The following is a 25,447-nucleotide window of genomic DNA, read 5'->3' as shown; positions in this document are numbered from 1 at the left end:
TCACGCCGTTGCCGCCCGAAGCCGCGGATCCATCCACCCGCGCAGCGCATCCACCAGCACGTTGATCGCCACGATCGCCGCGCCGACCACCAGCACCACGCCCAGCACCAGGGTGTAATCGCGATTGAGCGCGCCCTGCACGAAGTAGCGGCCCATGCCGGGGATGCCGAACACCTGCTCGACCACGGCCGAGCCGGTGACCACGTTGATCAGCGCCGGCGACAGCCACGCCGCCACCGGCAGCAGCGCCGGCCGCAGGGCATGGGCGAACAGCAGCCGCGTTTCGGACAAGCCGCGGGCGCGTGCGGCGCGCAGGTATTCGGCCGACAGCGTCTCCAGCAGGCTGGCCCGGGTGAGGCGTGCGCAGTAGGCGACGTTGGGCAGCGCCAGCGCCACCACCGGCAGCACCAGGTTCCGCCATTCGCCCCAGCCGCCGGCCGGCAGCCAGTGCAGGGTGACTGCGAACAGCAGCACCAGCAGCGGCGCGACCACGAACTTGGGCACCGCCAGGCCCAGGCCGGCGACGAACATCAGTGCGCGGTCGAGCGTGCGCCCGGCGCGCAGCGCGGCCAGCACGCCCAGCGGGATGCCCAGCAGCAGCGCCAGCAGCAGCGCCAGCCCCCCGTTGAGCGCCGACACCGGCAGGGCCTGCGCCACCAGCTGGTTGACGGTGTAGTCGGGGTACTGGAACGAGGGGCCCAGGTCGCCGCGCGCGACATCACCCAGCCAGGCGCCGTACTGCGCCAGCAGCGGCCGGTCCAGCCGGTACTGCTGCGCGAGCGCGGCCTGCACTTCCGGCGGCGCGGCCTTCTCCGCGTCGAAGGGCCCGCCGGGCGCGGCGCGCAGCAGCACGAAACACAGCGTCGCCAGCAGCCACAGGGTGAGCAGCGCCTCCAACAGGCGGCCGCTCCAGACCTTGAGCGCGGCCTTCATGGTGCGGCCGTGCCTGTTGTCGAACGCGCGGCCGGAGATGCGGCCGATCGCGCGGCCGATCGTGCGGCCGGCGGCGTCGCCGACCCCAGGCGCAACCAGCGGCTCGCGTGGCGGTCCAGGGCGTTGGGATGCCAGCCCTGCACCTGCGGCGCGACCAGGTGCTTGGAGGTGTAGAAGTACAGGGGCACCACCGCGTCGGCATTGAGCAGGCGCTGCTCGGCGGCGCGCAGCCAGGCGTCACGCGCGGCCGGCGAGGTGGCGGCATCGGCGCGCGCCAGCCGCTCGCGGAAACCGGCGTCGTCGTAGCCCGTCCAGTTGAGCGGGCCATCGCTGCCGAAGGCGGCGAGGAAGTTGCGCGCGTCGGGGACGTCGCCGATCCAGCCGCCGCGGAACACCTGCGTGATCACGCGCTGCTTGCGGTTGCCGACGAACACCTTCCACTCCTCGTTGCGCAGCCGCACCTGCACGCCCAGCACCTGCCGCCACATCGCCGCGACCGCGAGCGCCATGCGCCGGTGCGGCGTGGACGTGTTGTAGCGCAGCTCGATCACCAGCGGATGCCGACGCGAATACCCTGCCTGGCGATACAGGCGGCGCGCGAGCGCCTCCCGCGCGGGCGTGTCCAGTGCCGACCACGGCGTGCGCGCCGGCACGTAGCCGGCGATGCCCGGCGGCACGATGCCGTGCGCGGGCTGTTCGCCCAGGCCGGTGACGTGGGCGGTGAGCTTGTCGCGGTCCACTGCCAGCGCCAGGGCCCGGCGCAGGCCGGGCGCGTCGCGCAGCGGCGGCGTGGTGAGGTTGAGGCCCAGCCAGAATGCGCCCAGGTACGGCGCGATCCGCAACTGGTCCCCGAAACGCGCCCGCAGCGAGGTCAGTGGCTGCGGCGGCACCACCTCGGTCATGTGCAGGTCGCCGGCGGCGAAGCGCTGCAGCTCGGCGGACGCGTCCTCGGTCACGTGGAAACGCACCCGCGCGATCGCCACCGTCGATGCGGCATGGAAATGCGGGTTGCGTGCGACCACCAGGTTCGCCTGCGGCGTCCACGCCGCCAGCCGGTAGGCCCCGTTGCCGACCAGGTGGCCCGGCCGCGTGTGCTGCGCGCCGAAACGCGCCACGCCGGGCAGGTAGACCGGGAAGGCGATGGGCAGCGTCAGCAGCGCCGGGACCGGCGCGCTGCGGTCGAAGGTGAACACCACGGTGCGCGTGTCCGGCGCGGCCACGCCCAGTTGCGCGGGCGGCACCTGCCCGGCCTGCACGGCGCGCGCGTTGTGCAGGGCCTCGAAGAGCTCGCCGAAGGGCGCGGCGGTGGCGGGTGCGAACGCGCGGCGGAAGCTGGCGACGATCTGCGGCGCGTCCAGCGGCGTGCCATTGCTCCAGCGCAGGCCCGGCCGCAGGCGGAACGTCCAGACGCGGCCATCGGCGGAAACCGACCATGCCTGCGCCATGCCGGGCACCAGCCGGCCGTGGGCGTCCTCGGTCACCAGGCCCTCGTAGAGGTCGCGCAGCACGTTGCCGCAGGCCACTTCCTGGCAGCGGTGCGCGTCCAGGGTCGCCGGCTCCGGGCCATTGCCGCGCTCCAGCGGCAGGTCGCCCGGCAGGGCCGGTTGGGCAAGCGCAGCGCTGGAACACAGCCACAGCAGGCAGGCGGACAAACGCGTCATGGGGCCGGGCTATGCTTCATTCGTTGCGATGGTAGGCCACCGGCCCCATATCGCCCTAGCCTCCGAGCGCGATGCCGCGCTCGTTCCCCCACGCAGTCCAGCCGCGAGCGGCCCATGTCGAGCCCGAGCAACGTCGCCGAATCCCCCATCACCGATCGCCGGGAACTGGTCCAGTACCTGGCCGACGGCAACAAGCCTCCCGAGCAGTGGCGCATCGGCACCGAGCACGAGAAGTTCGGCTTCCGGCTGGACGACCTGCGCCCGCCCACCTTCGACGGCGAACGCGGCATCGAGGCCCTGCTCACCGGCCTGACGCGCTTCGGCTGGACGCCGGTGCAGGAGCATTCGGGCGAAGGCCGCGGCCGCACGGTCGCGCTCATCCGCGACGGCGCCTCGGTCACGCTGGAGCCGGCCGGCCAGCTGGAACTGTCAGGCGCCCCGCTGGAAACCATCCACGACACCTGCCGCGAGACCAACGCCCACCTGGCCGAGGTCAAGACGGTCGCCGAAGAGTTGCAGCTCGGCTTCCTGGGCATGGGCTTCCAGCCCAAGTGGAAGCGCGAGGAGATGCCCTGGATGCCCAAGGGGCGTTACAAAATCATGCGCGACTACATGCCCAAGCGCGGCGACCTGGGCCTGGACATGATGACGCGCACCTGCACGGTGCAGGTCAACCTGGACTTCGCGTCTGAAGCCGACATGGTGAAGAAGTTCCGCGTGTCGCTGGCGCTGCAGCCCATCGCCACGGCGCTGTTCGCCGATTCGCCGTTCAAGGAGGGCCAGCCCAACGGCTACCTCTCCTACCGTTCGCACATCTGGACCGACACCGATCCCGACCGCACGGGCATGCTCGACTTCGTGTTCGAGGATGGCTTCGGCTTCGAGCGCTACGTCGACTACCTGCTCGACGTGCCGATGTATTTCGCCTATCGCGACGGCCGCTACGTCGACCTGTCGGGGCGCTCCTTCGTCGATTTCATGCACGGACGCCTGGATGCGCTGCCCGGCGAGCGGCCGACGATGCGCGACTGGTCGGACCACATGACCACCGCCTTCCCGGAAGTGCGCCTGAAGAAATACCTGGAGATGCGCGGCGCCGACGGCGGGCCCTGGGGGCGGCTGTGCGCGCTGCCCGCGTTCTGGGTGGGCCTGCTCTACGACGATGCCGCGCTCGACGCCGCCTGGGACCTGGTCCGCGACTTCAGCATGGCCGAGCGCAACGCGCTGCGCGACGGCGTGCCACGCCACGCGCTCAAGCTCCCATTCCGCGGCGGCACCGTGCGCGACCTCGCGCTGGAAGCGCTGAAGATCTCCGCCGCCGGCCTGCAGCGCCGCGCGCGCCGCAATGCCTCGGGCGCCGACGAGAGCCGGTTCCTGGAGCCGCTGATCGAACTGGCCCAAGCCAACGAGACGCCGGCCGAACGCAAGCTGGCGCTGTTCCATGGCGCCTGGCAGGGCAACATCGACCGCGTGTTCGAGGAGTTCGCGTACTGACGGCGCGTGCGGCCCACGTCGGGATCGGGTGACCGGTCCCGGAGCTGCCCAGCCCCCGCGCCCGGATTGCGTGCTTCATTTCCCGTCGCGCGCGCTGCATACGAAATCATCCTGACGGCCGTCATCCGCGCGTCCTAGACTGGGGCCATGAGCCTGCCCGCCCCCCATGCCGCGCCGCTGCGCACGGTCGAGTTCGCCGCCACCGACGCGCTGCTGCGCGAGGACGTCAACATGCTGGGCGCGCTGGTGGGCGAGATCCTCGCCGAACAGCGCTCGCCCGGATTCCTCGACCAGGTCGAACAGCTGCGCCGCGCGGCCATCGCGCGACGCGAGGCCGACGCACCGGTGGCCGCGCTGGCGCAGGCGCTGCACGAAGTGCCGCTCGAGCTGGCCGGTGACCTGGTGCGCGCGTTCTCGACCTATTTCCAGGCCGTCAACCTGGGCGAACGCGTGCACCGCATCCGCCGTCGCCGCGACTACGAACGCCAGGGCGCGGCGCCGCAACCTGGCGGCCTGCGCGAAGCCGTGCAGCGGCTGTCGGGCCAGGGCGTGGGCGCGGACGAACTGCAGGCGCTGCTGGCGCGGCTGCGGGTCGAGCCGGTGTTCACCGCGCATCCGACCGAAGCGGTGCGGCGCGCGCTGCTGAAGAAGGAACGCGAGATCGTCACCTGCCTGGTGGCCGACATCGACCGCGGCCGCACGCCGGCCGAGCGCCGCGCCGATCGCGAACGCATCCGCCTGGCACTGACCACCAGCTGGCAGACCAGCGAAGCGGCGACCGCGCGGCCGAGCGTGGCCGACGAATTCCAGCACGTCGGCTTCTACCTGACCGAAGTGCTGTACCGCGTGCTGCCGGTGTTCTTCGAAGTGTTCGAGGACGCCCTGCGCGACCACTACGGCGCGGCTTGCGCTGATGAAATCGCTCTGCCCGACGTGCTGCGCTTCGGCACCTGGGTGGGCGGCGACATGGACGGCAATCCCAACGTGGGCGCCGATACCGTGCGCGCCACGCTGGCCGGCCAGCGGTCCATGGTGCTCGCCGCCTACCGGCGCGACCTGGCGTCGCTGGCCGAACTGCTGTCGCAGTCACTCACGCGCGTGCAGGTGTCGGACGCGCTGCTGGCCCGCATCGCCCGGTACCGCGAGCTGTTGCCGGCGGCGGCCGCGCGGCTCAAGCCGCGCCACGAGGACATGCCGTACCGCAACCTGCTCGCGCTCGTGCAGGCGCGACTGCAGGCCACTGCGGAGGATCGCGCGGAGGGCTACGCGGACGCGGCGCAGTTCGAGGAAGACCTTGCGCTGATCCAGGACAGCCTGCAGGCGCATCGGGGCGAGCACGCGGGTGGTTTTGCCGTACGCCGTCTGCGTCGCCGCGCGGCCTGCTTCGGCTTCCACTTGGCCAGCCTGGACCTGCGCCAGGACTCGGCCACCCACGACGCCGCCCTCGCCGCCCTGCTCGGCGACGCCGGCTGGGCGGCGCGCGACGTCGCCACGCGCACGGCACGCCTGCATGGCCTGCTGGAAGACCCGTCGGCGGTGATGGACGGCGCCGCCGCGCGCGCGACGCTCGACGTCTTCGCCGCGGTCGCCGAACTGCGTCCGCGTTACGGGGCGCACGCATTCGGCCCGTACATCATCAGCATGACCCGCAGCGCCGCCGACGCGCTGGCGGTGCTTGCCCTGGCGCGCGTGGCCGGGTGCCTTGAGGACGGCGCGGTGCCGCTGGACATCGCACCCCTGTTCGAAACCATCGACGACCTGGACGCCGCGGCCGACACGTTGCGCGCACTGTTCGCCGACCCGCATTACCGAGCGCACCTGTCCCGCCGCGGCGATCGCCAGGTCGTCATGCTGGGCTATTCCGACAGCGCGAAGGACGGGGGCCTGCTCGCCTCGCGGTGGTCGCTGCAGCAGACCCAGGTGGCGCTGACGAGGCTGGCGCAGGACAGCGGCGTGCACATCGCGTTCTTCCACGGCCGTGGCGGCTCGGTGAGCCGTGGTGGTGGCAAGACTGCGCGCGCCATCGATGCCGCGCCACGCGGTTCCGTCGACGGCACCCTGCGCCTGACCGAGCAGGGCGAGGTGATCCACCGCAAGTACGGCATCCGCGCCATCGCGCTGCGCAACCTGGAGCAGACCACCGCCGCGGTGCTGCATGCCACGCTGCGGCCGCGTCGCGCCGAGCCGCGCGAGGAAAGCTGGCGCGCCATCGCCGCGGAACTGTCCGACCATTCGCGCAGCCACTATCGCGCGCTGGTGCACGAAGCGGCAGGCTTCCCCGACTATTTCCGCAGCGCCACGCCGATCGACGTGATCGAGCGGCTGCGCATCGGTTCGCGCCCGAGCAAGCGCGCCGCGGCGGCGGTCGGCGGCGAAGGCGCGCCTGGCATCGGCACGCTGCGCGCGATTCCGTGGGTGTTCGCCTGGGCGCAGAACCGGTCCGGGCTCACCGCCTGGTACGGCGTGGGCACCGCGCTGGCGCACGGCCTGCAGCGGCACGGCGTCGAGGCGCTGGCGGAGATGGCGCGCGACTGGCCGTTCTTCAGCACGCTGGTCGACGACGTGGAGATGGTGCTGGCCAAGTCGGACCTGGGGATCTTCGCCCACTACTCGCAGCTGGCCGGCGCGCTGCACGCGCGCTTCCATCCGGGGATCACGGCCGAGTTCGAAGGCACGCGCGAAGCGGTCTTCGCGATCAAGGGCCGCCGCGAGCTGCTGGCCGATGACCCCCGCCTGCGGCAGTCGATCCGCCTGCGCAACCCCTACGTCGATCCGATCAGCGTGCTGCAGGTCGACCTGCTGGCGCGCTGGCGCGCCGGCGGGCGCGAGGACGACGCGTTGCTGCAGGCGCTGATCGCCACCATCAACGGCATCGCCGCCGGCATCCAGAACACGGGCTAGGCGCGGGTGAGCTCCGCGTGCAGCTTGCGCAGCTGCGCGATCTCCGCCTTGTGCAGGCCGCGGGCATAGCCCGGCATGCGCTTGACCCGCGCCAGTACCTGTTCGCACACCGCCAGCGCGCGCGCCTGGTCGCCCCAGGTCACCAGCAGGGGCGCGTAGTACGCGTGCGCGTCGAAGCCGTTGGCGTATTCCAGCAGGGCGTCGAATTCCTCACGCGCCTTGGCGCGGTTGCCTTCCGCGGCGGCGGCACGCGCGTAGGTGACGTGTCCTTCCTGCGAGCGGTAATCCGGCCGGCGCGCGATCACCTCGTCCAGCAGTTCGCGCGCGGCGGTCGCGTGGCCGGATTCCAGCAGGGCGCGCGCCAGGCGCACCTGGATGTCCGGGTCCTGCGCGTGGATGCCACGCAGGGATTCCTGGTAATGGACGACAGCCTCGGAGGCGCGGCCGGCGTCGATCAGCGCATCGGCCAGCCGCAGGCGGTGGCCGGTGGTCGCGGCGCCGTCGAAATCGTCCTGCGCCAGGCGCAGCTCGCGCATCGGGTCCAGCACCTTGCGCACGCCCTGCACCACCTGCCGCCCCTGGCGGCTGTGGCGCATCGACGGCAGCCAGATCGTGAGTGCGTATACCAGGCTGCCCAGGCCGGGGAACGCGAACAGGATCATCAGCCAGTAGCGCTCCTGCCCGCTGCGGATGGCATGGGTGGCGAAATAGAGCGCGATGGCCATGTGCAGGCCAATTCCCAGAAACGGCATGTGGAACTCCCCCTGGAGCCTTGCGGTTGGACACCGCGGGAGTGCTCACGCGGCGCGCGAAGTCTACCGGGGAAGGCGGGGGGCGGCCACGCCGCGCGCCGCGCGGGAAACTGAACGCGGCAGTGTCAGCCCAGGCTGAGCTCGACGTACTCGAAGCGCGCTTCGCGCAGCACGCGTTCTCCGGGCACCAGCGCCAGCGCGCGGTCGAACATCGGCCCGGCGTGCACGCAGGTGTGGAACTCGCCGTTCTCGCCGCAGGGATCGACCCCGGCGGGCAGGTCGCGCAGCAGCGCGGCGTCGAATTCCCGCCCGCAGAAGTCCGCGTCCAGCTGCTGGGTATCCACGCAGCACAGCCGCGCGCGCAGGCCGCCGGTGATCATCGCCGCGGCCAGTTGCGTGGTGTCGGCGCCGAACAGCGGCGTCTGGATGTCCCAGCCCAGGCCGGCGCACAGGGCCTGGCGCCAGGCGCGCACGTCGGCCAGGAACAGGTCGCCGAACGCGATCGTCGACAAGCCCGGCCAGCGTTGCGCGGCCTGCGCCAGCGCGGCGGCGAAGGACGCGGTGTAGGTGTCGTTGTCGCAGGCCTGCGGGATGCGTGCTTCGAGCACCGGCAGCCCCGCGGCCCGCGCCTGGGCGAGCAGGATCTCGCGGCGGATGCCGTGCATGGCGATGCGTTCATAGCCGTCGGTGACGGTGGTGAGCAGGCCGACGACCTGCCAGCGCGGGTCCTGTCGCAGCGTGTGCAGCGTCCAGGCCGCGTCCTTGCCGCCGCTCCAGGGACACGAGGATCGGCGTACGACCGGCGGGAAATGGGTTCATTGACAAAGCTTACCCGGGGCGGGGCGCGTGCCGAACTGTGACCCGTGGCACGCATGGCGATGCCGTCCCCCATGCGGATGCCGAACTGTGGCGGCGGTCCCGGTTCGGTAGCGCGGTGATCGCGAGGATGCGCCCGTCGCAGCGTCTTCGGGGGAGGGCGCGGCGATGGTCGACGAAGGGATGCTTCGGCGAATCCACTGCGATCGCAGTCGCGAGTACCTGCCCCGCCACGGGCCCAGGTCCGCGGCACCGGCCAGGAGGCCGGGGGCGGTCCACTCGAGGTTAGCGAATCATGCCGTTCTCCCCGACAGTCCGCCTTGGCGGGCTCTGCGCCACCGCTTTGCTCCTGGTTTCCCCGTGGCTGCCCAACGCGGCCCACGCCGCCACGACGGGCGAGCAGAAGACCGCCGTCGTGCTGGTCAACTTCCAGGACCTGCCCACCCAGCCGATCACGCCCGCCGCCGCCCACGCGATGGTGTTCGGCACCGTGAGCGATTTCTACTGGGAGAACTCCTACGGCAAGACGTTCCTGTCCGGCGATACACTGGGCTGGTTCACCCTGCCGCTGAGCGAGTCGCTTTGCGACAACAACCGCTTCGCGCAGGAAGCCGACAGGATGGCCGCCGCGGCCGGGATCAACCTGGCGCAGTACTCGCGCCTGATCTACCTCATGCCGCGCAAGGCCTGCATGGACGGCGGCGCGAACTCCGGCACCGCGCTGCCGTCGCGCATGTTCGCCACGGCCAACGAATTCAACGCGCAGCTGATCACCCACGAACTGGGCCACAACTTCGGCCTGCTGCATTCGGGCACCACCGAGTGCGGTGGCGCGGTGCTCGGCCCCGCCTGCACGAGCAACAGCTACGGCGACCTCGCCGACACGATGGGCAGCGGCTACGTCAACCATTTCAGCGCGGTGCACAAGGACCGCATGGGCTGGCTGGACGCCGCGCGCGTCGCCACGGTGTCCACCACCGGCACGTACACGCTGACCCCCTTCGAGACCGGCACCGCCGGCCTGAAGGTGCTGAAGGTCCCGCGCGGCATCGATGCGGCCACCGGCCAGCCCGGCTACTACTACATCGAATATCGCCAGCCGACCGGCTTCGACGCGACGCTGGCCAGCCTGGGCAACCTCGCGCAGGGCGTGCTGGTGCACCTGGACGGCGCCAACAGCGTCCTGCTGGACATGACGCCCAACAGCGACGCCTCGTCCACCTACGCCGATACGCGCGACGCCGCGCTGATGGCCGGCCGCAGCTGGACCGATGCCAACGGCATCACGCTCACGCTGAAGTCGGCCAGCGCCGCCGGCGCGGTCGTGGAAGTGAAGATGGGTGGCACGGCGCCGGCGCCGACCTGCACGCGTGCGGCACCCTCGGTCAGCCTGTCCGGGCCGACCACGGCGATGGCCGCCGGCAGCACCGCGCAGTACACGATCAGCGTCGCCAACCACGACAGCGCCGCCTGCGCCGCGACCACCTTCAACCTCGCCCGCACGCTGCCCACCGGCTGGACCGGCGCGCTGTCCGGCAGCAGCCTGACGCTGAGCCCGGGCGCCACCGGCACCGCGACGCTGGGCGTGACCTCGCCCGCGTCCGCCGCGGCCGGCAGCTATGCCGTCGGTGTCGGCACGGGCAGCCCCGCGGGCAGCCTGCATACCGCCAGCGCGTCGGCCACGTATTCGGTCGCCGCAACGGGCGGCGCGCTCAGCCAGACCCTCGGCACGGACAAGCTCAACTATCTGCGCGGCGAGACGGTGTACATGAGCGCGCGCATCACCAGCGCCGGCGTGGCGTTGAATGCGGCCAGCGTGAAGTTCACGGTGAGCCTGCCCGCCGGCAGCCCGGTCGTGATCATGGCCGTCAGCGGCAGCGACGGCTACGCCCGCGCCACCTACCGGCTGGCCAAGGGCAAGTCCGCCGCCGGCAACTACGGCCTGCGCGCCGACGCCACCGGTAACGGCGCGACCGCGACCACAAGCACCGCCTTCGCCGTCAAGTGACGGCGGCGCAGGCATCCAGCATCAGGCCTGGCTGATACAGCACTCCAGGCAGGCACCGCGTAAAGCCGGTGCCGTCGAAAGGTTCGACACGGGGGAACGCGATCGTGGTGTCCGGCAGGGGCGGAGCCACCATCGTTCGAGTCGACCAGGCCGCATCGCCTGGTGACCGGAAGAGGCAGCGATACGGGCTCGGCCCCCGCGGCATCCGGTCTCCAGGGAAGAGGCGATGCGGCTTTCGGCGGTACCGCAAGCGAGGGCCCGGACATGTGCGCATGTCCGGGCCTTTTTTATTCGGAGGATCGCCACCTGCAGTGACGCCGTGCACGAGCCCGGGTAAGCGCTGCGCGCCCGGGACTCTTCGTCCGGGGACGGTGAGGGCTCAGAGGTTGTTCTGGCTTACGCGGCGCGCTGCGGCGCGTTTGAGTTCCACTGCCGCTGCAGGTTGCCCGCGGCGCGGCGCGACGCGGGAGGACGGTGCGGTCTTGCGACCGCACCGCCCCTGCCATCACGCAGCGGAACGGGGGAAGTGCTGCGCGAGGGCGAGGTGGCCGCGCCACCGTGCGGGGACGATGACGCGGCGGTACTTCACGACCTGCGGTTGCGTGTCAGCCACTGGGTGGGCAGTTGGGGCAGGTCGGGCACAGCTTGCACGTGGCGGTCTTCGGCGTGGCCGTGGCGGGAATCGCCTGGGTCTTGCCGTGGCCGGTCGCGCTGACCTCGTCGGTGTACTGGGCGAGGGCCGGGTTGGTGGCGTTGCCATCCGGGGCAACCGGGTCATAGCACCGCGACAGGTAGTACGTGTCGCCCGTGGTGCCCATCGGCTCCAGGGTGATGCCACCCGTCGGCATCAGGTTGCCCAGGTCGGAGTCGCTGAACGTGTCGACGACCATCTTCTGGCTGCTGGTGGTGTTGGACAGTGCGATGTCGACGCATACGCGCGGCTTGTAGCCGGTGGCCGCGTTGAGCACGACCGACAGGTCGCCTGCCTGGTACTGCGTGTTCGGATCGGGCGCTGCGCCCGGATCACCCTGGCAGAACTTCAGCAGTTTCAGCCCGGCGAACAGCTCCTTGGTGCAGCCGGCCAGGCCGTCGCCCGGCACGAGCGAACTCTCCACGTCGGTATCGGTCACGTCAGCCGTGCCGCCTGCGGAGGCGGAGGACCTCGCGGTCACCGAGTTGACGAACGGGTTGTCGTCGGTGACGCAGACCAGGTTCACGGTGATCGAATTGCCCGCGGGCAACCCGGACGCAATCGCCTGGAAGGAGGTGTTGTTGGCGAACAGGATGCCACCCATGGGTACCGTGGTCATGCCGGTGCCGCCACCGGTGATCGACCGGATCGAGCAGACCTTGGTCGAGGTCACCGCGTTGTCGCGCAGCGCCACGTCGTTGATCGGCCCGAAGCCATCGTTGGTGATGGTGACGGTGTGCTTGGTGGTGTAGGTCTCGGCGGTCGGGTTGAACACCGGGCTGGTGGCGCCGGCGTCGCTGAAGCAGACCTTCTCGACGTTGATCGAGCACAGGTCGAAATCACCCAGCGCGAAGTCCTTCAACTCCGCGGTCTCCGAGTGCGAGCTGCGGGTCTCGGCCATGAAGCTGGAGAAGCAGACCTGCCCCACCAGCGCGGTGACGTCGATGCCGGCCTCGAAGAAGCTCTCGGCCGGGAAGGTGCCCGAGACACCGGACTTGGGCGTGTACGCCCAGGGCGAAGCCGTGGCTGCGTTGTTGGTCGTGGCGCAGGCGCGGTCGTTGGCGTCGCAGACAGTGAAGCCGTTGGCCGAGGTCGGTGGCAGGATTTCCTCCAGCGCACCGAAGTCGCCACCGCTGCCGACCCAGGTGAAAATCTGGATCTCGCTGCTGCGGCCGCCGGACACGAAGTCCACCTGCACCAGCACGTCGCCGACCTGGTGTTCGCCGGAGAACTGGTTGTTGTCATCCAGGCCGACATCGCCCTTGAAGAACCAGAAACCCAGCGCGGCGTCGCCGTTGTTGGCGAAGCGGTCCGCGCCGAAGTAGATGATCAGGTGGGAGTGCGCGACGGCTGGATGGCCAGGCAGGTCGCCGCCGGGGAAGCCCTCGACCGGGTAGGCCTTGGCGTAGGCGTTGGTGATGTTGTCCTTGTCGGGCGTGACCTTGGAGGACTCGTACTCCCAGGTATTGATCAGGTCGATGTCCTTGTTGCTGCCCTTCCACGCGGTGGTTTCCTTGCCGCCGGGCAGGTTGGCCGGATCGGGAACGAAGGTTTCACCGCCACCGGCGCTCGGCGTTCCCCGCGGGGTCGGGAAAGGCGTGGACAGGTTGAAGACGTTGTTCCAGTCGTCGTCGGCGGTGGTCTGCGTCGGGTCGCCGTCGAGTTCGAACGGATCGGCGGGATCATGTACCGCAAGTGCGGTAGACAGCAGGCCCGTAGCGCCGAGTACGGCACCTAGGGTCAGGCCCAGCGTTGCCGCAGGCCATTTTGATCGGGAAAAGAAGGCCATGACGGCGCTCCAGGCGGGTGGGGGAGGGTGCGCACGGCAAGCGGGGCGGCTGTCGCGGCCGCTTGAGCTTCTGCCTGACTGCGGTGCTCAGTGAATCGCCCGCACGGGTGACGAAGCGTCGATGGCCGACAATTCATACACGCCGCGTTGATGCCTGTACGAATGTGCGTTCCTCAGCGCGCAGACGGGGGTTCCCTCATGGCAGGCTTGCCCGTTCTCGCGTTCGGTCGTGACCGTCGCTGGGCTTCCCATCTGCAACGCGTGCTGGTGCAGCGGGGCGAGTTCGACTGGCGCGGCGTACTGTCCGCGCAGGCCATGGAAGGCGCCCGGCCCGGAAGGGCGATATGGCTGCTCGACGGCGACGACATCCGCTGCCAGCACCTGCGGGGCGACGCGCAGCAATCGGCGCGCATCTACTTCTACACGCAGCCGGATGTGTCGGCGCTGCGCCATTGCGCGCGGCTGGCCGGTTCGGGATGCCTGGACAAGAACGCCGCCCCGGAAGTGATCCTGCGCGCGCTGCGCGCCGTGGAAACCGGGCTTTTCGCCGTGGACAGCGCGCTGCTGGCACGGGCCCTGGCCGCCGAACGCCGCGCGCCGGCGCCGGTCGACAACCTCTCGCACCTCACCGACCGGCAGCGCGAAATCGTGCACTGGGCGGCGATGGGCATGAGCAACAAGCAGATCGGCCGCCGGCTGGGCATCAGTCCGGAGACGGTAAAGAGCCACCTGCACCAGGTGTTCGAGCGCGAAGGCATCAGCGGACGCGTGGCCCTGCTGGCCCTGCACCGCCCCGAAGCGCACACCAACGGCGCCGATGAGGTGATCCGGATCTAGGCGCCTGGAGCCCGGTGATCCGGGTCCAGGCGTGCGCGGTCCGGTTGCGTACGCGCCGCGCCCGGGGCGATCCCCGCCTCAGGCCGAGGTCACGTCGCTCAGTTCCCAGCCGCTGCCCGCCAGCAGGCGCAGGCGGTGCTTGAGCACACTACCCGGAATGGATGAGGTGACCACCAGGTCCACGTGCAGGTCGTCCTGCGCGCCGGTGACGGTGGTCTGCGGATCGGTGGCGCCCAGCGCGGGGTCGACCGCGTCGGGATCGTCCTGCTTGGCGCGCCAGCGTTCGAACAGGGCCGTGGTGCGCAGCGCGTCCTGCAGCTGCGCGGCGAATTCGTCCGCGCCGTGCGCGCTGAAGGCCAGGCTGGGATCGCTGCCACGCGCGCGTTCGGGGTCACGCAGGCTCAGGTAGTAGCGGGTCGGCATGGGACTGCATCCATTCGGGGTAGGCGCAGGATAGGGCCGCGCGCATGGCATGCACGTGAAGCGCGCGGCGTCGCGCCGGTCGCCGCGCGCGGCTACTACAGTTCGATCCGGCCGGTCTCCGCCGCGTAGCCCAGCGCCAGTCCGCCCTTGCCGATGTTGACCATGCTGGTCAGCGCCATCACCGTCTCGAACATCTGGATGTTGTTCGCCGCGCAGGCCTGGCGCAGGGCGGCATAGCCGGGCAGGGCATGCAGCTCGTCGAGTTCGCCGCCGTAGCTGATGCACATCGTCGGCGTCAGCAGTTCGCGCGCCTCGACGCGGCGCACCGCGTGGTCGAACAGCTTCTGCGCGGCGGCGTCGAAACTCCTTGACCTTGCCCACCGGGCCGGTCTCCCCGCGGTTGCAGTGCAGGATCGGCTTGATGTCGAAGGCCGTGCCGAGCTTGGCGGCCAGGAAGCTCACGCTGCGGTCGCCGCGGATGCGGGTGCGTTCGCGCATGTAGTTGAGGTCGCGCGGGATCAGGAAGCCCTGCGTGTGCATCGCCAGGAACTCCAGGCGCGCGCGGATCTTCGCGGTGCCTTCGCCGGCCTCGCGCAGGCGGATGGCCTCGACCGCCATCACGCCCTGCGCGGCGAACAGGTTCTGGGTGTCGATCACGCGCAGCGCGAACGGCGAGGGTGTTGCCAGCCGCCGCGCGTGGCGCCTTGTATTCGTTGAGGATCGCGAAGCTGGCCTGCTGCGCGTTGTCGAAGATCTGGCTGCGCGTCTTGGTGATCGTCAGGCAGAAGACGTAGTCGTAGTCGATGACCAGCCGGGTCAGGAAGAGCTCGCGGATCTGCTCGACCGAGAACGGACTGCTCTCGGCCTCCCAGCCGCGTTCGGCCAGGTGCGTCTGCACGAACTGCAGCGAAGCTTCGGGATTGCGGTAGTCGGCCATCACCGCCGCGCCCATGCGGACCGTGGTGGGCAGGATGGAGACGTTATGGGCCCGGAGGTAGTCCTCCGGGAGGTCGCATGGCGAGTCGACTACGAGACCGATGCGCATGGGCCCTCCACCCGGTGCGGGATACGTAAGTGGGCGACAGGATACGCCCGGGCGGCCATCACCGACCCCTGCCACAGTTTCTGCCGGGGATCGGCCAGCTGCGGCCAGCTTCCACGGCGAAGGTCAACCAGGCGTGATCAGATGCGCCGGACCGCCTGGGGCAGGCGGCTGACCCGCTGCATTTCCGGCGTCTGCAGCAGCTCCGGCTGCGCCAGCACCGCCAGCGCGAACTCGTGGGCGTCATTGCCCCAGAACAGTTCCCCCGCTACCGCCAACGTCGGCACACCGAACACGCCGGCCGCCAGCGCGGCGTCGGTGTTGGCGCGCAGCGCGTCCTTGACCTGCGGTGAGGCCAGGGCGGCCGCACCCACGCCCAGGGCGTCGGCCACGGGCGCCAGGGCCTGGGCGTCGTCGCCGGCGCGGCCCTGGCCCCAGATCCAGTCGAAGATCGCGGTGACGGCCTCCGGCCGGCTGCCGGCCGCCACGCACAGTCGCAGCGCGGCCAGCGGGTTGAAGGGGTGCGCGGGCGGGAAGTGCAGCGTCACGCCTTGCCGCTGCGCCTGCCACAGCACGTGCCGGTAGGTGAACTCGCGCTTGCCCGGTATCTCGGCCGGCCCCTTGTGGGCATGCGCAGCCAGCACGGCGCCGAACACGACGGGCACCGGCTCGATGTCCAGCGTGCCCTCCAGTGCGCGCAGCTTCTGCCAGTGCAGATAGGCGAAGGGCGAGATGAAGTCGAAGTACCAGCGCAGCGCGTTCATGGCGTGACCGGATGTGTCCAGGGTGGTGCCGTCGCTCGGGCGTGTCCGGCGCGGCTCAGTGCCACAGGCCCAGGATCAGGCCGTAGAGGGTGAACTGCAGCACGTGGTAGCCGCCATCGATCAGCCACAGCTTGAGGCTGCGCTGGGCGAAGGCGTAGTTGATGCCGAAGCTGGTGGCCACGAAGGCGAAGCCGACCAGCACACCGTGGTGCAGCCCCAGGTGCAGCGAGGGCGACGGGCCGAGCAGCAGGGCGAAGGCCACTGCGGCGATCAGTGCCAGTACGAAGGCGCTGCCGAAGACGCGCCCGGGATGGCCCGGCTTGCCCTGCGGGTCCACGCCCGCCTCGCGGCACCAGACGTTCTTGAACAGCGGGCCGTACCAGATACCGCCGAGCATGAAGGCGGACACGGCGGCGGCCACGACGGCCAGCCAGTTGACGTCGAACGACATGGAGTGCTCCCCTGTGGATTCCGGGAGCGAGCATACGTCCCGGAGGGGGTTGCGGTGTTGGCGACCGGCACCGACACTGCGGAAGGAGTCATTCCTCACAGGGGAGGATGATGGCGGCGGGGAAGCGGGTATCCGTCAACGCGCGACCGGGCCTGCTCCTGGGGCTGATCGGGCTGTTCTGCCTGTGCGGCCTGCTGGGCCTGCTGCCTGGGCCCGCCGGCGCCTTCGATCACGACACTGGCGTCAACGGCATCCTGGGCATCGACCGGATGGAGGCCTCCGCGCTGGACACGCCCGCCAGCCAGATGCCGAAGCTGGCCAGCAGTGCGTGGATCCCGTCGCAGCAGCCGCACCAGCTGGCCGGCGCGCAGGCGGGTCGCGGCTGGTGGCGCGTGCATCCGCTACGCAGCGGCGACGTCGATCGCCTGCTGCTGGTCTACCACCCCTACAGCGCCCGCCTGACCGTCCTGGTCCCGCCGGACTACCGGCCGCAGCGCGCGTCCATCTTCGATCCCGGCCTGGATGCCGGGCACTCGCGGCGGGCGCTGGCCTTCGCCGTGCCCGGCAGCGCGGCTGGCCCGGTCTACATCGGTGTTGTGGACGCCCGCTATCCGCTGCAGGTCGCCCTGCGCACGCCGCACGCCTATAGCGTGGAGGACCACGGCCACGTGCGAGTGCTGTGGCTGAGCATGGGCATCCTCCTGGGCGTCTCGCTGGTGACGCTGCTGTTCTGGACACTGCTGCGCGAGCGGGTGTACCTGCTGTTCGCCGCCACCATGCTGCTGCAGTCGCTGTACATCCTGATGGCCTATGGCGAGGTCTATGCGATCGCGCCGCTGGCCTGGCTGGGGCGCTTTGGCGTGGTCGGGGTGTGGTGCGTGGCGACCGCCTCCACCATCGTCTCGGTGTACTTCCTGATCGAACTGGCCGAACTGCGCCCGCGCACGCCCTGGCTGAGCCGCGTGCTGTGGGTGGTCGGCGCGCTGGTGCCGGCCGTGCTGCTGCTGGTGCTGCTGTCGCCGTGGCCGGCCGACAAGCGCTGGTTCCCGCCGATCGGCAACGCGCTGCTGCTGCTGGCCAACCTGCTGGCGATCGTCTCGCTGTTCACCGCCTGGCGTCGGGGCGGCCGCCACGCGGGCCTGGTGCTGATCGCCTGGGTGCCGCTGGTGGTGGTCTCCACTGCGCGCGCGCTGCAGCTGGTGTCCGGCCAGCCGCTCAGTCCGTGGCTGGAATACGGCCTGCCGCTGATGCAGGCCTTCGCCGCCGTGGTGCTGGTGCTGGGCCTGGCCTACCGCATGCTCACGTTCCGCCGCGAACGCGACGCGGCCAAGCAGGACGCCGAACACGACGCCCTCACCGGCGTGCTCAACCGCGCCGGGATGATGCGGCGCCTGGAGCACGCCATCGCCGAATGCCGCCGCGAGGGCGTGCCGTTGTCGGTGCTGTTCCTGGACCTGGACCACTTCAAGCGCATCAACGACACCCACGGCCATGCCATCGGCGATGCCTGCCTGTGCGCGGTCACCGAGGCGATCCGGGAGGAGATGCAGCCCGACCAGAAGCTGGGCCGGCTGGGCGGCGAAGAATTCCTGCTGCTGATGCCCGGTTACAGCCGCCGCCATGCACGCGACCTGGCCGAGCGCATCCGTGAACTGGTGGAGGTGGCCTGCGCGCGCGTGCGCAAGGCGCCGGTCGGGCTCACGCTCAGCGTCGGCGTGGTCGAAAGCGGCGTGGGCGACGGCGCCGGGTCGCTGGTGCAGCGCGCGGACGAGGCCATGTACCAGGCCAAGCACGAAGGCCGCAACCGGGTGGTCGTGCTCGATTCGGCGCGCGGGTAGCCCTACCCGCGGCGGGCGACTGTGCGGCGATTGCCCGACGCATGCGCGGGCGCAGGCGAAGCGGCTTGTCGGTCGAATCCGAATGCATCGCGACCCGTCGGGGACGGGCCGCGATGCCGTGCCTTCGTCAGGCCGTCAACGGTCCTGCGCCGGGTACGCGCGCGGCATGCCACCGGCCTCGGCCGGCGTGGTGGCGCGCAGGTAGCGGTCGCGCAGCTCGGTCTGGCGGCTGCGCATCGGGATCGCGCGCCCGTCCAGCCACACCTGCAGGGCCACGGAGCTGACCTCGAGCGGGTCGCCGCTCCACAGCACCAGGTCGGCCCGCTTGCCCGGCGCGATCGTGCCCATGCGGTCACCGACGCCCAGCGCCTGCGCGGGCACCCGGGTGAGCCCGGCCAGGCCGTCTTCCCAGGGCAGCCCGTTGGCCACCGCGTTGCCGGCCAGCTGGCGCACCTTGCGCGCGTTGTGCGATGCGTCGCCGCCCTGCGCGAAGCTCACGTCCACCCCGCCGGCCTTCAGGCGCGCGGCGTTCTCCATCGTCGAGTGGATCTCATCGAAGCTCGCCGGCAGGTTGGCCAGCGGATCGACGAACACCGGCACCTTGGCCCGCGCCAGCTCCGGCGCGAGCATCCAGGCCTCGGCTCCGCCGGCGATGGCCACGCGCACGTTGTGGCGCGCCGACCAGCGCAGCAGCTGGCGGATGTCGGCCGCGCGCTGCACGTTGACCATCACCCGCCCGCCGCCACCGATGTAGCGCGCCAGCGTCGCGCGTCCGGCCGGCGTGAGCAGGGCGGCGTGCGAGTCGGGCGAGATGCGGCCGCGCACCTCGTCGATCAGCTGGTCCAGCAGCATCCACTGCGCGGCGCGGGAACTGCCGGTGAGCGCGGCGGCGCGGCTGCCCAGGCTGACGAACAGCACGCGGGCGCCGACCGGATCGGGGCTGCCGTCCAGCCGCACGACGCCGCCCAGGCCGCCGATGATCGAGCCGCCTTCGGTGGTGTTGGCGCCCAGCAGCGTCCAGCCGATGCCCTCCACCCGCGAGACCGGCAACAGCACGGAGTCGGGGTTGTAGGCCAGGGTGACGTCGAACTCCGGCCGCACCGACATTTCCTTGGTCGCCGCGCCCAGGCCCAACGACGCGTCCACCGTCGCCTTTTCGCCGGAGACTTCCTCCAGCCCGGTCTCGGTGATGCCGCCGAACAGCGTCGGCGTCAGCGGCGCGCCCTTCGCGTCGACCACCTGCGCGTCCGGCGTGGCCGGCAGGCCGGTGCCGACGGCGCGGATCACGCCGCCGCTGACCAGCACGTCGGCGTTGTGCAGCGTGCCCTGCGCGCCTGCGGTGTGCACGGTGGCATTGCGGATCAGCACGGTGCCCGACGGCAGGCCCTGCGCCGCGGCGACGCCGCCCACGCACAGCATCACCGCGGCGGCGAGCGCCTTCATCGTCGTGGTCGTCATGTTCCGCGCGCTCATCGCACACCTCCGCTCACGCCCTGGCCCAGCATGAAGTCGGACTCCGGCTGCCGCTGGGGATCGGCGCGGTCGAAGATGCGCGCGCCATCGATGTAGACCTGCTCGGCCTTGGCGTACACGCTGAAGGGGTTGCCGTTCCACAGCACGACGTCGGCCATCTTGCCGGCCTCCAGCGTGCCTGTCTGGTCGAGCACGCCCAGCGCCTTGGCGGCGTTGCGCGTCAGCCAGGTGATCGCGCGTTCGGGGGCGATCTCCATGCCGGCCAGGCGCGCATGTCCGATCACCTTGGCCGCCTCCTGGTTGAGGCGCTGGATGCCTTCCTCCGAATCGGAGTGGACGATCGCGCAGCTGCCCGCCGGGCGGTCGACCAGGGCGATGTTCTCCTGGATGCCGTCGAAGGCTTCCATCTTGAAGCCCCACCAGTCGGCCCACAGCGCGCCGCACACGCCTTCAGCGGCCAGGCGGTCGGCCAGCTTGTAGGCCTCCACCCCGTGGTGGAACGCGGCGATCTTGAACCCGAACTCCTTGGCGAGGTCGAGCATCGTGGCCATCTCGTCGGCGCGGTAGCAGTGGATGTGCACCTGGATGTCGCCGTTGATCGCGCCGGCCAGCGTGTCCAGCTTGAGGTCACGCTTGCCGCCGGTGTCCTTCTCGCTGTCGGCCTCGCCGTTGCTGCTGCCCTTGCCGAACTGCCACCAGCTGCGCTTCTTCGCGGCGGCCTTCTTCGGCGTGCTCTTGCGCAGGTATTCGCTGGCGTCGATGAAGGCCGCGCGGTAGCCGGCCACGTTCGCCATCCTCGTGCCCGGGCCGCCCTTCTGGCCGTACACGCGCTTGGGGTTCTCGCCGCAGGCCATCTTCAGGCCCCAGGGCGCGCCGGGGAATTTCATCGCCTGATAGGTGGTGGCCGGGACGTTCTTCAGGGTGACGCCGCGGCCGCCGATCAGGTTGGCGCTGCCGGGCAGGACCTGCAGCGAGGTAATGCCACCGGCCAGCGCCGTGCTGAAGCCCGGGTCCTGGGGCCACACCGAGTGCTCGGCCCAGACGTTGGCGGTGACCGGCGAGGTGGCCTCGTTGCCGTCGCTGTGGGCGCTCATGCCCGGGCTCGGATACACGCCCAGGTGCGAGTGCACGTCGATGATGCCGGGGGTGACCCACTTGCCCGTGCCGTCGACCCGGGTCGCGTCGGCGGGTACGTCCAGCGCGGTGCCGACGGCCACGACGCGGCCCTCGCGCATCAGCACGTCGGCATCGTCCAGCCGCAGGCCGGTGCCGGTGAGCACGGTGGCGTGCTGGATCAGCACGGGCGGTGCGGCGATGCGCCGGTAGGTGCTCGGATACGGGTCCTGCACGAAGCGCGACGGCGTCGAGGCGGCGGACGGCTGCGGCGGCGTGGAATCGGGCGGCGCGGCCTGCGCCGCACCGACCAGCAGGGTCAGCGCGGCGCCGGCCCAGACGGGTCTCATGGACATGGTTTTCCCCGGGATGGATGCGGAATGAACCGTCCGACGGTAGCCGCTGGGGCAGGGCGGGGGAAGCAGGGCGACGGTCACGGGCGACGGGCGGGTTGCCCGCGCGGCAAGCTCGCCAAGGTCGGCAAGGTCGCCGCTGCCATCCGCGCCGCGCCGGACCGATTTCATGCCGGCCCGCGGTCGCGTAGATTCATCGGATCACGCGGTCCCCTGCATCACCGCGCCCCGCTGCCTCTCCCCCATCGCCGTCGCCCCCATGAAAGACAAAGAACAGATCGTCGACAACTGGCTCCCGCGCTACACCGGCGTCCCGCTGGGCGAATTCGGCGAGCACATCCTGCTGACCAACTTCAGCGGCTACCTGCACACCTTCGCGCGCCTGACCGGCGCCACCGTGGTCGGCCTGGATCGCCCGATGCCCAGCGCCACCGCCGACGGCATCACCATGATCAACTTCGGCATGGGCAGCCCCAACGCCGCCACGATGATGGACCTGCTCACCGCGATCATGCCCAAGGCCGTGCTGTTCCTGGGCAAGTGCGGCGGCCTGAAGAAGAAGAACCAGCTCGGCGACCTAGTGCTGCCGATCGCCGCGATCCGCGGCGAGGGCACGTCCAACGACTACCTGCCCGCCGAGGTGCCGGCGTTGCCGGCCTTCGCGCTGCAGCGCGCGGTGTCCACCATGATCCGCGACCTCGGCCACGATTACTGGACCGGCACCGTCTACACGACCAACCGCCGCGTCTGGGAACACGACGAGAACTTCAAGGACTACCTGCGACGCCTGCGCTGCATGGCCATCGACATGGAGACCGCGACGATCTTCGCCGCCGGCTTCGCCAACCGCCTGCCCTGCGGCGCCCTGCTGCTGGTGTCCGACCAGCCGATGATCCCCGAGGGCGTCAAGACCGAATCGTCCGACGCCAAGGTCACCGGCGAGTTCGTCGACAACCACATCCAGGTGGGCATCGAAGCGCTGCGCCTGATCCGCCGCCACGGCAAGTCGGTGCGACACCTGCGGTTCGACGAGTAGGCGGCCGGCGGCCGCCGCGGGCTACCGCTGGGAATCGGGTGGAACCGTTGGCGTCGTGGACGGTTTCGGATCGGGCGGCGTCGTGGTCGTCTGCTTCGGCAGTCGTTCGCGCAGCTCGTTGAAGTCGGCCAGCAGTTCTTCCCGCACCCGCCGGGAAATGGCCTCCACGGGCAGCGTCTTCATCGCCTCCTGCTGGGCCTGCAGATCCGCCTTGTTCGCGGCCAGCTCCTTCTTCGTCTTCTCCAGATCGGCCTTGACGTTCACGTTCTCCTGGTTGGTCTGCTGCAGGTGCACCAGCGACTGCAGCTTGTTGACGCCGGTGCGCAGCGAGCAGGCGTCGCCGTAGGATTTCACCAGCCGCAGGGCCTCGTGGATGGTGCAGTCGTTGTAGCCCGCCGTCGTCGTGCCGGGGCGCGTGCACTCGTCGCGCAGCGCGGTCAGGCGGGTCTCGCGCTCCAAGTTGATCGCCGTCTCCAGCGACTGGAACGCCGAGTTCAGGAAGAAGGTCCCGTTGACAGTCTCGTAGGAGCCCAGCAGCAGGTTGGCGAAGCTGAAACCGATCGCCGTGGGCGGCGAGGCGCTGGCGACGGCCGCGGTGCCGCCGGTAAGCATGTCGCGGCCAAACGCATAGGCCGAGTCGCTGGTCGACTTGGTCAGGAAGGTCCGCTGCAGGAACGTCGAGCAGTTCTCGTCGGTCACCTTCAGCAGCAGGTCCACCACGCGGTTGCGGGTTGCGATGCACTCGGCATCCGCGCGCGTGCCGGGCTGGCCGCAGGCGTGGAAATACTTGCTGAGCGCGGACACCTTGGCGCCATCGGCGGTCTTGGCCTCGTTGACGCTCTTGTAGGCGCAGCCGTCCTGCGCGTTGGCCCCCGCTTCCCGCTGGCTGCGCCCGGACTGGATGCAGCGCACTTCCAGCGTGAGGTCCGCTGCCAGCATTTCGCTGTACTGCGTCTGCTGGCCGTCCGGATACGGGTACGCCGCATCGCGCGGCCGCGTCATCCGGTCCATCTGCGAACAGCCGGCCGAAGCCACGGCCAGCACGCACAACACCACGATCGATCGCATGTCCTTGTCTCCCCTGTCCATGGCGTGGAACTTCCCTGGGGCGGAGTTGTAGCACGGGATGCGCCGTGTGGGCGGCCCCCCGGGTCCGGTGTCCTCCGCGCAGCCCGGGACGTTAACCTGTGCCGCCCTGACCAAAGGACTGACCATGACGACCCGGACCTACTCCGGCAGCTGCCATTGCGGCGCCGTGCGTTTCGAAGCCGACCTGGACCTCGCCGCGGGCACCGGCAAGTGCAACTGCTCGATCTGCACCAAGACCCGCAACTGGGGCATCACCATCAAGCCCGACGCCTTCCGCCTGCTCACCGACGAGTCCGCGCTGTCGGACTACCAGTTCGGCACGCTCAGCACGCACTGGCTGTTCTGCAGGACCTGCGGCGTGCGCCCCTTCGGCCGCGGTTTCGTGGAGCAGATCGGCGGCCACTACGTGTCGGTGCAGGTCGCCTGCCTGGATGACGCCGCGGTGGACGAACTGCTCTCAGGCCCGGTGCGCTGCTGCGACGGCCGCAACAACAACTGGATGGAAGCCCCGGCCGAAACCCGGCACCTGTAACGGCCGCGGTGCCGCCCGCACGCCGTGGCACGCCACAGGCCCGCACCCGGGCTCTCCGGCCCGATCGCGGCGGCTCTCCCCGGGCGCGCTGCGCTTGACCCGCTGTTGAAACCACCGGGCTGAGGGGCGCAAGCCGGAGGGAGAAGCCCGCAATCGCAGTCCCTGCGACCCCGTGCAGGCACACTGTCACCCCATACGGGAGAGACCATGGAAAAGCTGCTCTACCTGCTCATCGGCGCCGCGATCACCTGGGGCCTGTACTTCATCCAGCGCCGCCTGGAAGGCCGCCGCACGAACGAGACCATCGAGCGCAACCAGAAGCTGCTCAACCTCAAGCAGGGCATGGAGCAGGCGCGCACCAGCCTGGAGGAACTGCGCCAGTTCGAAAGCCGCCTGATCGGCAAGGCCGAGGCCGCGGTGAAGATCGCCGGCCGCTACGTCACCCAGGCCGGCGAGGTCGCCCGCCAGGGCGATGCGGCGCTGCTCGCGCACGACGAACTCAGCGCCCAGGCCGTGGACGAGTTCCGCGCCCTGGATGCCCGCCTGGGCGAACTGGTGGTGCACCTGCGGGCGCAGCTGGACGGGCCGCACCAGGACGCCTTCGACGAGGTCCACATCGCCTGGCTGACTTTCCGCGAACGCTACGCGCGCTTCATCGCCCAGTCCTATTCGGCGGGCGCGATCCAGCCGCTGATCCATGCGGTCACGCTGGAAAGCATCACCGCGGCGTGGATCGCCGAACTGGAGACCCAGCTGGGACACGACGAGTTCGAGCTGGAGCCGGTTTGAAGCCGGCAGCCGGACGGTCTTGAAGGCTGCTGGCCTGACGCCCACAGTCTTCAAGCCACCGCCCTGGTGACCACCGCCGCACCACCCGCGCAAGGAGACCTGCCATGACCACCGCCGCCGATGTCGTCGACTTCTGGCGCCAGGCCGGCCCCGAGCGCTGGTTTGGCGGCGGCGACCGCTTCGACCTGGAGTGCCGCGACGGTTTCCTGGAAGCGCACCTGCGCGCCGCGCGTCGCGAGTTCGAGGACTGGCTCGGGAATGCGGAAGGTGCGCTGGCCCTGGTGCTGCTGCTGGACCAGATTCCGCGCAACGTGTTCCGCCGCAGCGGCCACGCCTACGCCACCGATCCGCTGGCCCGGCACTATGCGCAACGCGCGCTGCAGCTGGGCTTGGACACGCAGGTGGACCTCACCCTGCGCAGCTTCTTCTACCTGCCTTTCCAGCACTCCGAGGCGATGGCCGACCAGGAGCGCGCACTGGAACTGTTCGGCCGCCTGCCCGCCGGTGCCGATCGCTGGGCGCGCCACCACCACGACATCATCCGGCGCTTCGGCCGTTTTCCCCATCGCAACGCCGCGCTGGGGCGCGAGAGCACGCGCGAGGAACGCGAGTTCCTCGCGCAGGGTGGCTTTTCCGGCTGATGCCGACAACGCAACGGGCCG

21 protein-coding genes and 1 pseudogene are annotated in these 25,447 nt (G+C 70.5%); 9 read left to right on the top strand and 13 right to left on the bottom strand.

Annotation, left to right across the window (positions count from 1 at the left end; translation table 11 throughout):
• Entirely contained in the window at window positions 1–933 is a 933-nt protein-coding gene (locus I8J32_RS03375; protein ID WP_200615178.1) for an ABC transporter permease subunit, read from the bottom strand.
• A complete protein-coding gene (locus tag I8J32_RS03370; RefSeq protein ID WP_200615179.1) occupies window positions 930–2,594 on the bottom strand; it encodes a peptide ABC transporter substrate-binding protein in 1,665 nt (554 codons plus the stop codon). The genes I8J32_RS03375 and I8J32_RS03370 overlap by 4 nt, the downstream gene beginning before the upstream one ends.
• Before the next feature lie 114 nt (window positions 2,595–2,708).
• On the opposite strand from I8J32_RS03370, the gene I8J32_RS03365 reads away from it, so the two are divergent.
• On the top strand, window positions 2,709–4,088 hold the full coding sequence (locus I8J32_RS03365) for a glutamate--cysteine ligase (protein WP_200615180.1): 1,380 nt from the start codon (window positions 2,709–2,711) through the stop codon (window positions 4,086–4,088).
• A gap of 147 nt (window positions 4,089–4,235) precedes the next feature.
• Window positions 4,236–6,989 (top strand): phosphoenolpyruvate carboxylase, encoded by a 2,754-nt coding sequence (ppc, locus tag I8J32_RS03360; RefSeq protein ID WP_200615182.1) that lies wholly within the window; start codon window positions 4,236–4,238, stop codon window positions 6,987–6,989.
• On the opposite strand, the gene I8J32_RS03355 is transcribed toward ppc, so the two are convergent.
• Together I8J32_RS03355 and I8J32_RS03350 are read right to left on the bottom strand one after the other, a co-directional pair.
• Window positions 6,986–7,741, bottom strand: a complete 756-nt coding sequence (locus tag I8J32_RS03355) for a tetratricopeptide repeat protein (protein WP_200615183.1) — start codon at window positions 7,739–7,741, stop codon at window positions 6,986–6,988. The genes ppc and I8J32_RS03355 overlap by 4 nt on opposite strands.
• Window positions 7,742–7,866: 125 nt before the next feature.
• Window positions 7,867–8,487, bottom strand: coding sequence for a Dph6-related ATP pyrophosphatase (locus tag I8J32_RS03350; RefSeq protein ID WP_207526873.1), 621 nt, complete (start codon window positions 8,485–8,487; stop codon window positions 7,867–7,869).
• A gap of 413 nt (window positions 8,488–8,900) precedes the next feature.
• On the opposite strand from I8J32_RS03350, the gene I8J32_RS03345 reads away from it, so the two are divergent.
• Window positions 8,901–10,565, top strand: a complete 1,665-nt coding sequence (locus I8J32_RS03345) for an NEW3 domain-containing protein (RefSeq protein WP_200615185.1) — start codon at window positions 8,901–8,903, stop codon at window positions 10,563–10,565.
• Here I8J32_RS03345 and I8J32_RS03340 read toward each other — a convergent pair.
• Both I8J32_RS03340 and I8J32_RS03335 read right to left on the bottom strand, forming a co-directional pair.
• Window positions 10,558–10,698 carry a hypothetical protein gene (locus I8J32_RS03340; RefSeq protein ID WP_207526756.1) on the bottom strand — a complete coding sequence of 47 codons (141 nt, stop codon included), beginning with the start codon at window positions 10,696–10,698 and terminating at the stop codon, window positions 10,558–10,560. The two genes, I8J32_RS03345 and I8J32_RS03340, sit on opposite strands and share 8 nt — an antisense overlap.
• Before the next feature lie 472 nt (window positions 10,699–11,170).
• Window positions 11,171–13,045 carry a hypothetical protein gene (locus I8J32_RS03335; protein WP_200615186.1) on the bottom strand — a complete coding sequence of 625 codons (1,875 nt, stop codon included), beginning with the start codon at window positions 13,043–13,045 and terminating at the stop codon, window positions 11,171–11,173.
• A gap of 207 nt (window positions 13,046–13,252) precedes the next feature.
• Here I8J32_RS03335 and I8J32_RS03330 point away from each other — a divergent pair, with 207 nt between their 5' ends.
• Window positions 13,253–13,882, top strand: coding sequence for a helix-turn-helix transcriptional regulator (locus I8J32_RS03330; RefSeq protein WP_200615187.1), 630 nt, complete (start codon window positions 13,253–13,255; stop codon window positions 13,880–13,882).
• Between the two features lie 78 nt (window positions 13,883–13,960).
• On the opposite strand, the gene I8J32_RS03325 is transcribed toward I8J32_RS03330, so the two are convergent.
• The 4 genes and pseudogenes from I8J32_RS03325 to I8J32_RS03310 all read right to left on the bottom strand — a co-directional run bounded on the left by I8J32_RS03325 (window position 13,961) and on the right by I8J32_RS03310 (window position 16,562).
• The gene (locus I8J32_RS03325; RefSeq protein ID WP_200615188.1) at window positions 13,961–14,305 is read right to left on the bottom strand and encodes a hypothetical protein; all 345 of its coding nucleotides are present in this window, start codon (window positions 14,303–14,305) and stop codon (window positions 13,961–13,963) included.
• Window positions 14,306–14,400: 95 nt separating this feature from the next.
• Window positions 14,401–15,350: pseudogene (locus I8J32_RS03320) on the bottom strand (DegV family protein).
• Between the two features lie 137 nt (window positions 15,351–15,487).
• Entirely contained in the window at window positions 15,488–16,111 is a 624-nt protein-coding gene (locus I8J32_RS03315; protein WP_200615192.1) for a 2-hydroxychromene-2-carboxylate isomerase, read from the bottom strand.
• A gap of 55 nt (window positions 16,112–16,166) precedes the next feature.
• Window positions 16,167–16,562, bottom strand: a complete 396-nt coding sequence (locus I8J32_RS03310; RefSeq protein ID WP_200615195.1) for a DUF1761 domain-containing protein — start codon at window positions 16,560–16,562, stop codon at window positions 16,167–16,169.
• A 110-nt stretch (window positions 16,563–16,672) separates the two neighbouring features.
• Here I8J32_RS03310 and I8J32_RS03305 point away from each other — a divergent pair, with 110 nt between their 5' ends.
• Window positions 16,673–18,400: a sensor domain-containing diguanylate cyclase gene (locus I8J32_RS03305; protein ID WP_207526755.1), complete on the top strand. Its 1,728-nt coding sequence runs from the start codon at window positions 16,673–16,675 to the stop codon at window positions 18,398–18,400.
• Between the two features lie 135 nt (window positions 18,401–18,535).
• Here the strand turns inward: I8J32_RS03305 and I8J32_RS03300 are convergent, their stop codons facing one another.
• On the bottom strand, window positions 18,536–19,873 hold the full coding sequence (locus tag I8J32_RS03300) for an amidohydrolase family protein (RefSeq protein ID WP_407060984.1): 1,338 nt from the start codon (window positions 19,871–19,873) through the stop codon (window positions 18,536–18,538).
• Window positions 19,870–21,336, bottom strand: a complete 1,467-nt coding sequence (locus I8J32_RS03295) for an amidohydrolase (RefSeq protein ID WP_200615583.1) — start codon at window positions 21,334–21,336, stop codon at window positions 19,870–19,872. The genes I8J32_RS03300 and I8J32_RS03295 overlap by 4 nt, the downstream gene beginning before the upstream one ends.
• 262 nt (window positions 21,337–21,598) lie before the next feature.
• Here I8J32_RS03295 and I8J32_RS03290 point away from each other — a divergent pair, with 262 nt between their 5' ends.
• Complete coding sequence (locus I8J32_RS03290; protein WP_200615198.1) at window positions 21,599–22,375, top strand: AMP nucleosidase; 777 nt, start codon at window positions 21,599–21,601, stop codon at window positions 22,373–22,375.
• A 21-nt stretch (window positions 22,376–22,396) separates the two neighbouring features.
• On the opposite strand, the gene I8J32_RS03285 is transcribed toward I8J32_RS03290, so the two are convergent.
• Window positions 22,397–23,443, bottom strand: coding sequence for a hypothetical protein (locus I8J32_RS03285; protein WP_200615199.1), 1,047 nt, complete (start codon window positions 23,441–23,443; stop codon window positions 22,397–22,399).
• A gap of 145 nt (window positions 23,444–23,588) precedes the next feature.
• Between I8J32_RS03285 and I8J32_RS03280 the strand changes: the two genes are divergently transcribed.
• The 3 genes from I8J32_RS03280 to I8J32_RS03270 all read left to right on the top strand — a co-directional run bounded on the left by I8J32_RS03280 (window position 23,589) and on the right by I8J32_RS03270 (window position 25,426).
• Window positions 23,589–23,996 (top strand): GFA family protein, encoded by a 408-nt coding sequence (locus tag I8J32_RS03280; RefSeq protein ID WP_200615201.1) that lies wholly within the window; start codon window positions 23,589–23,591, stop codon window positions 23,994–23,996.
• Window positions 23,997–24,203: 207 nt separating this feature from the next.
• Window positions 24,204–24,785 (top strand): lysozyme inhibitor LprI family protein, encoded by a 582-nt coding sequence (locus I8J32_RS03275; RefSeq protein WP_200615203.1) that lies wholly within the window; start codon window positions 24,204–24,206, stop codon window positions 24,783–24,785.
• Between the two features lie 104 nt (window positions 24,786–24,889).
• Entirely contained in the window at window positions 24,890–25,426 is a 537-nt protein-coding gene (locus I8J32_RS03270; protein WP_200615205.1) for a DUF924 family protein, read from the top strand.
• Window positions 25,427–25,447 lie beyond the last annotated feature (21 nt).

It is taken from the genome of Lysobacter solisilvae (assembly GCF_016613535.2).
Taxonomy (GTDB): Bacteria; Pseudomonadota; Gammaproteobacteria; order Xanthomonadales; family Xanthomonadaceae; genus Agrilutibacter; species Agrilutibacter solisilvae.
This window is presented reverse-complemented; position numbering and strand designations above follow the sequence as displayed.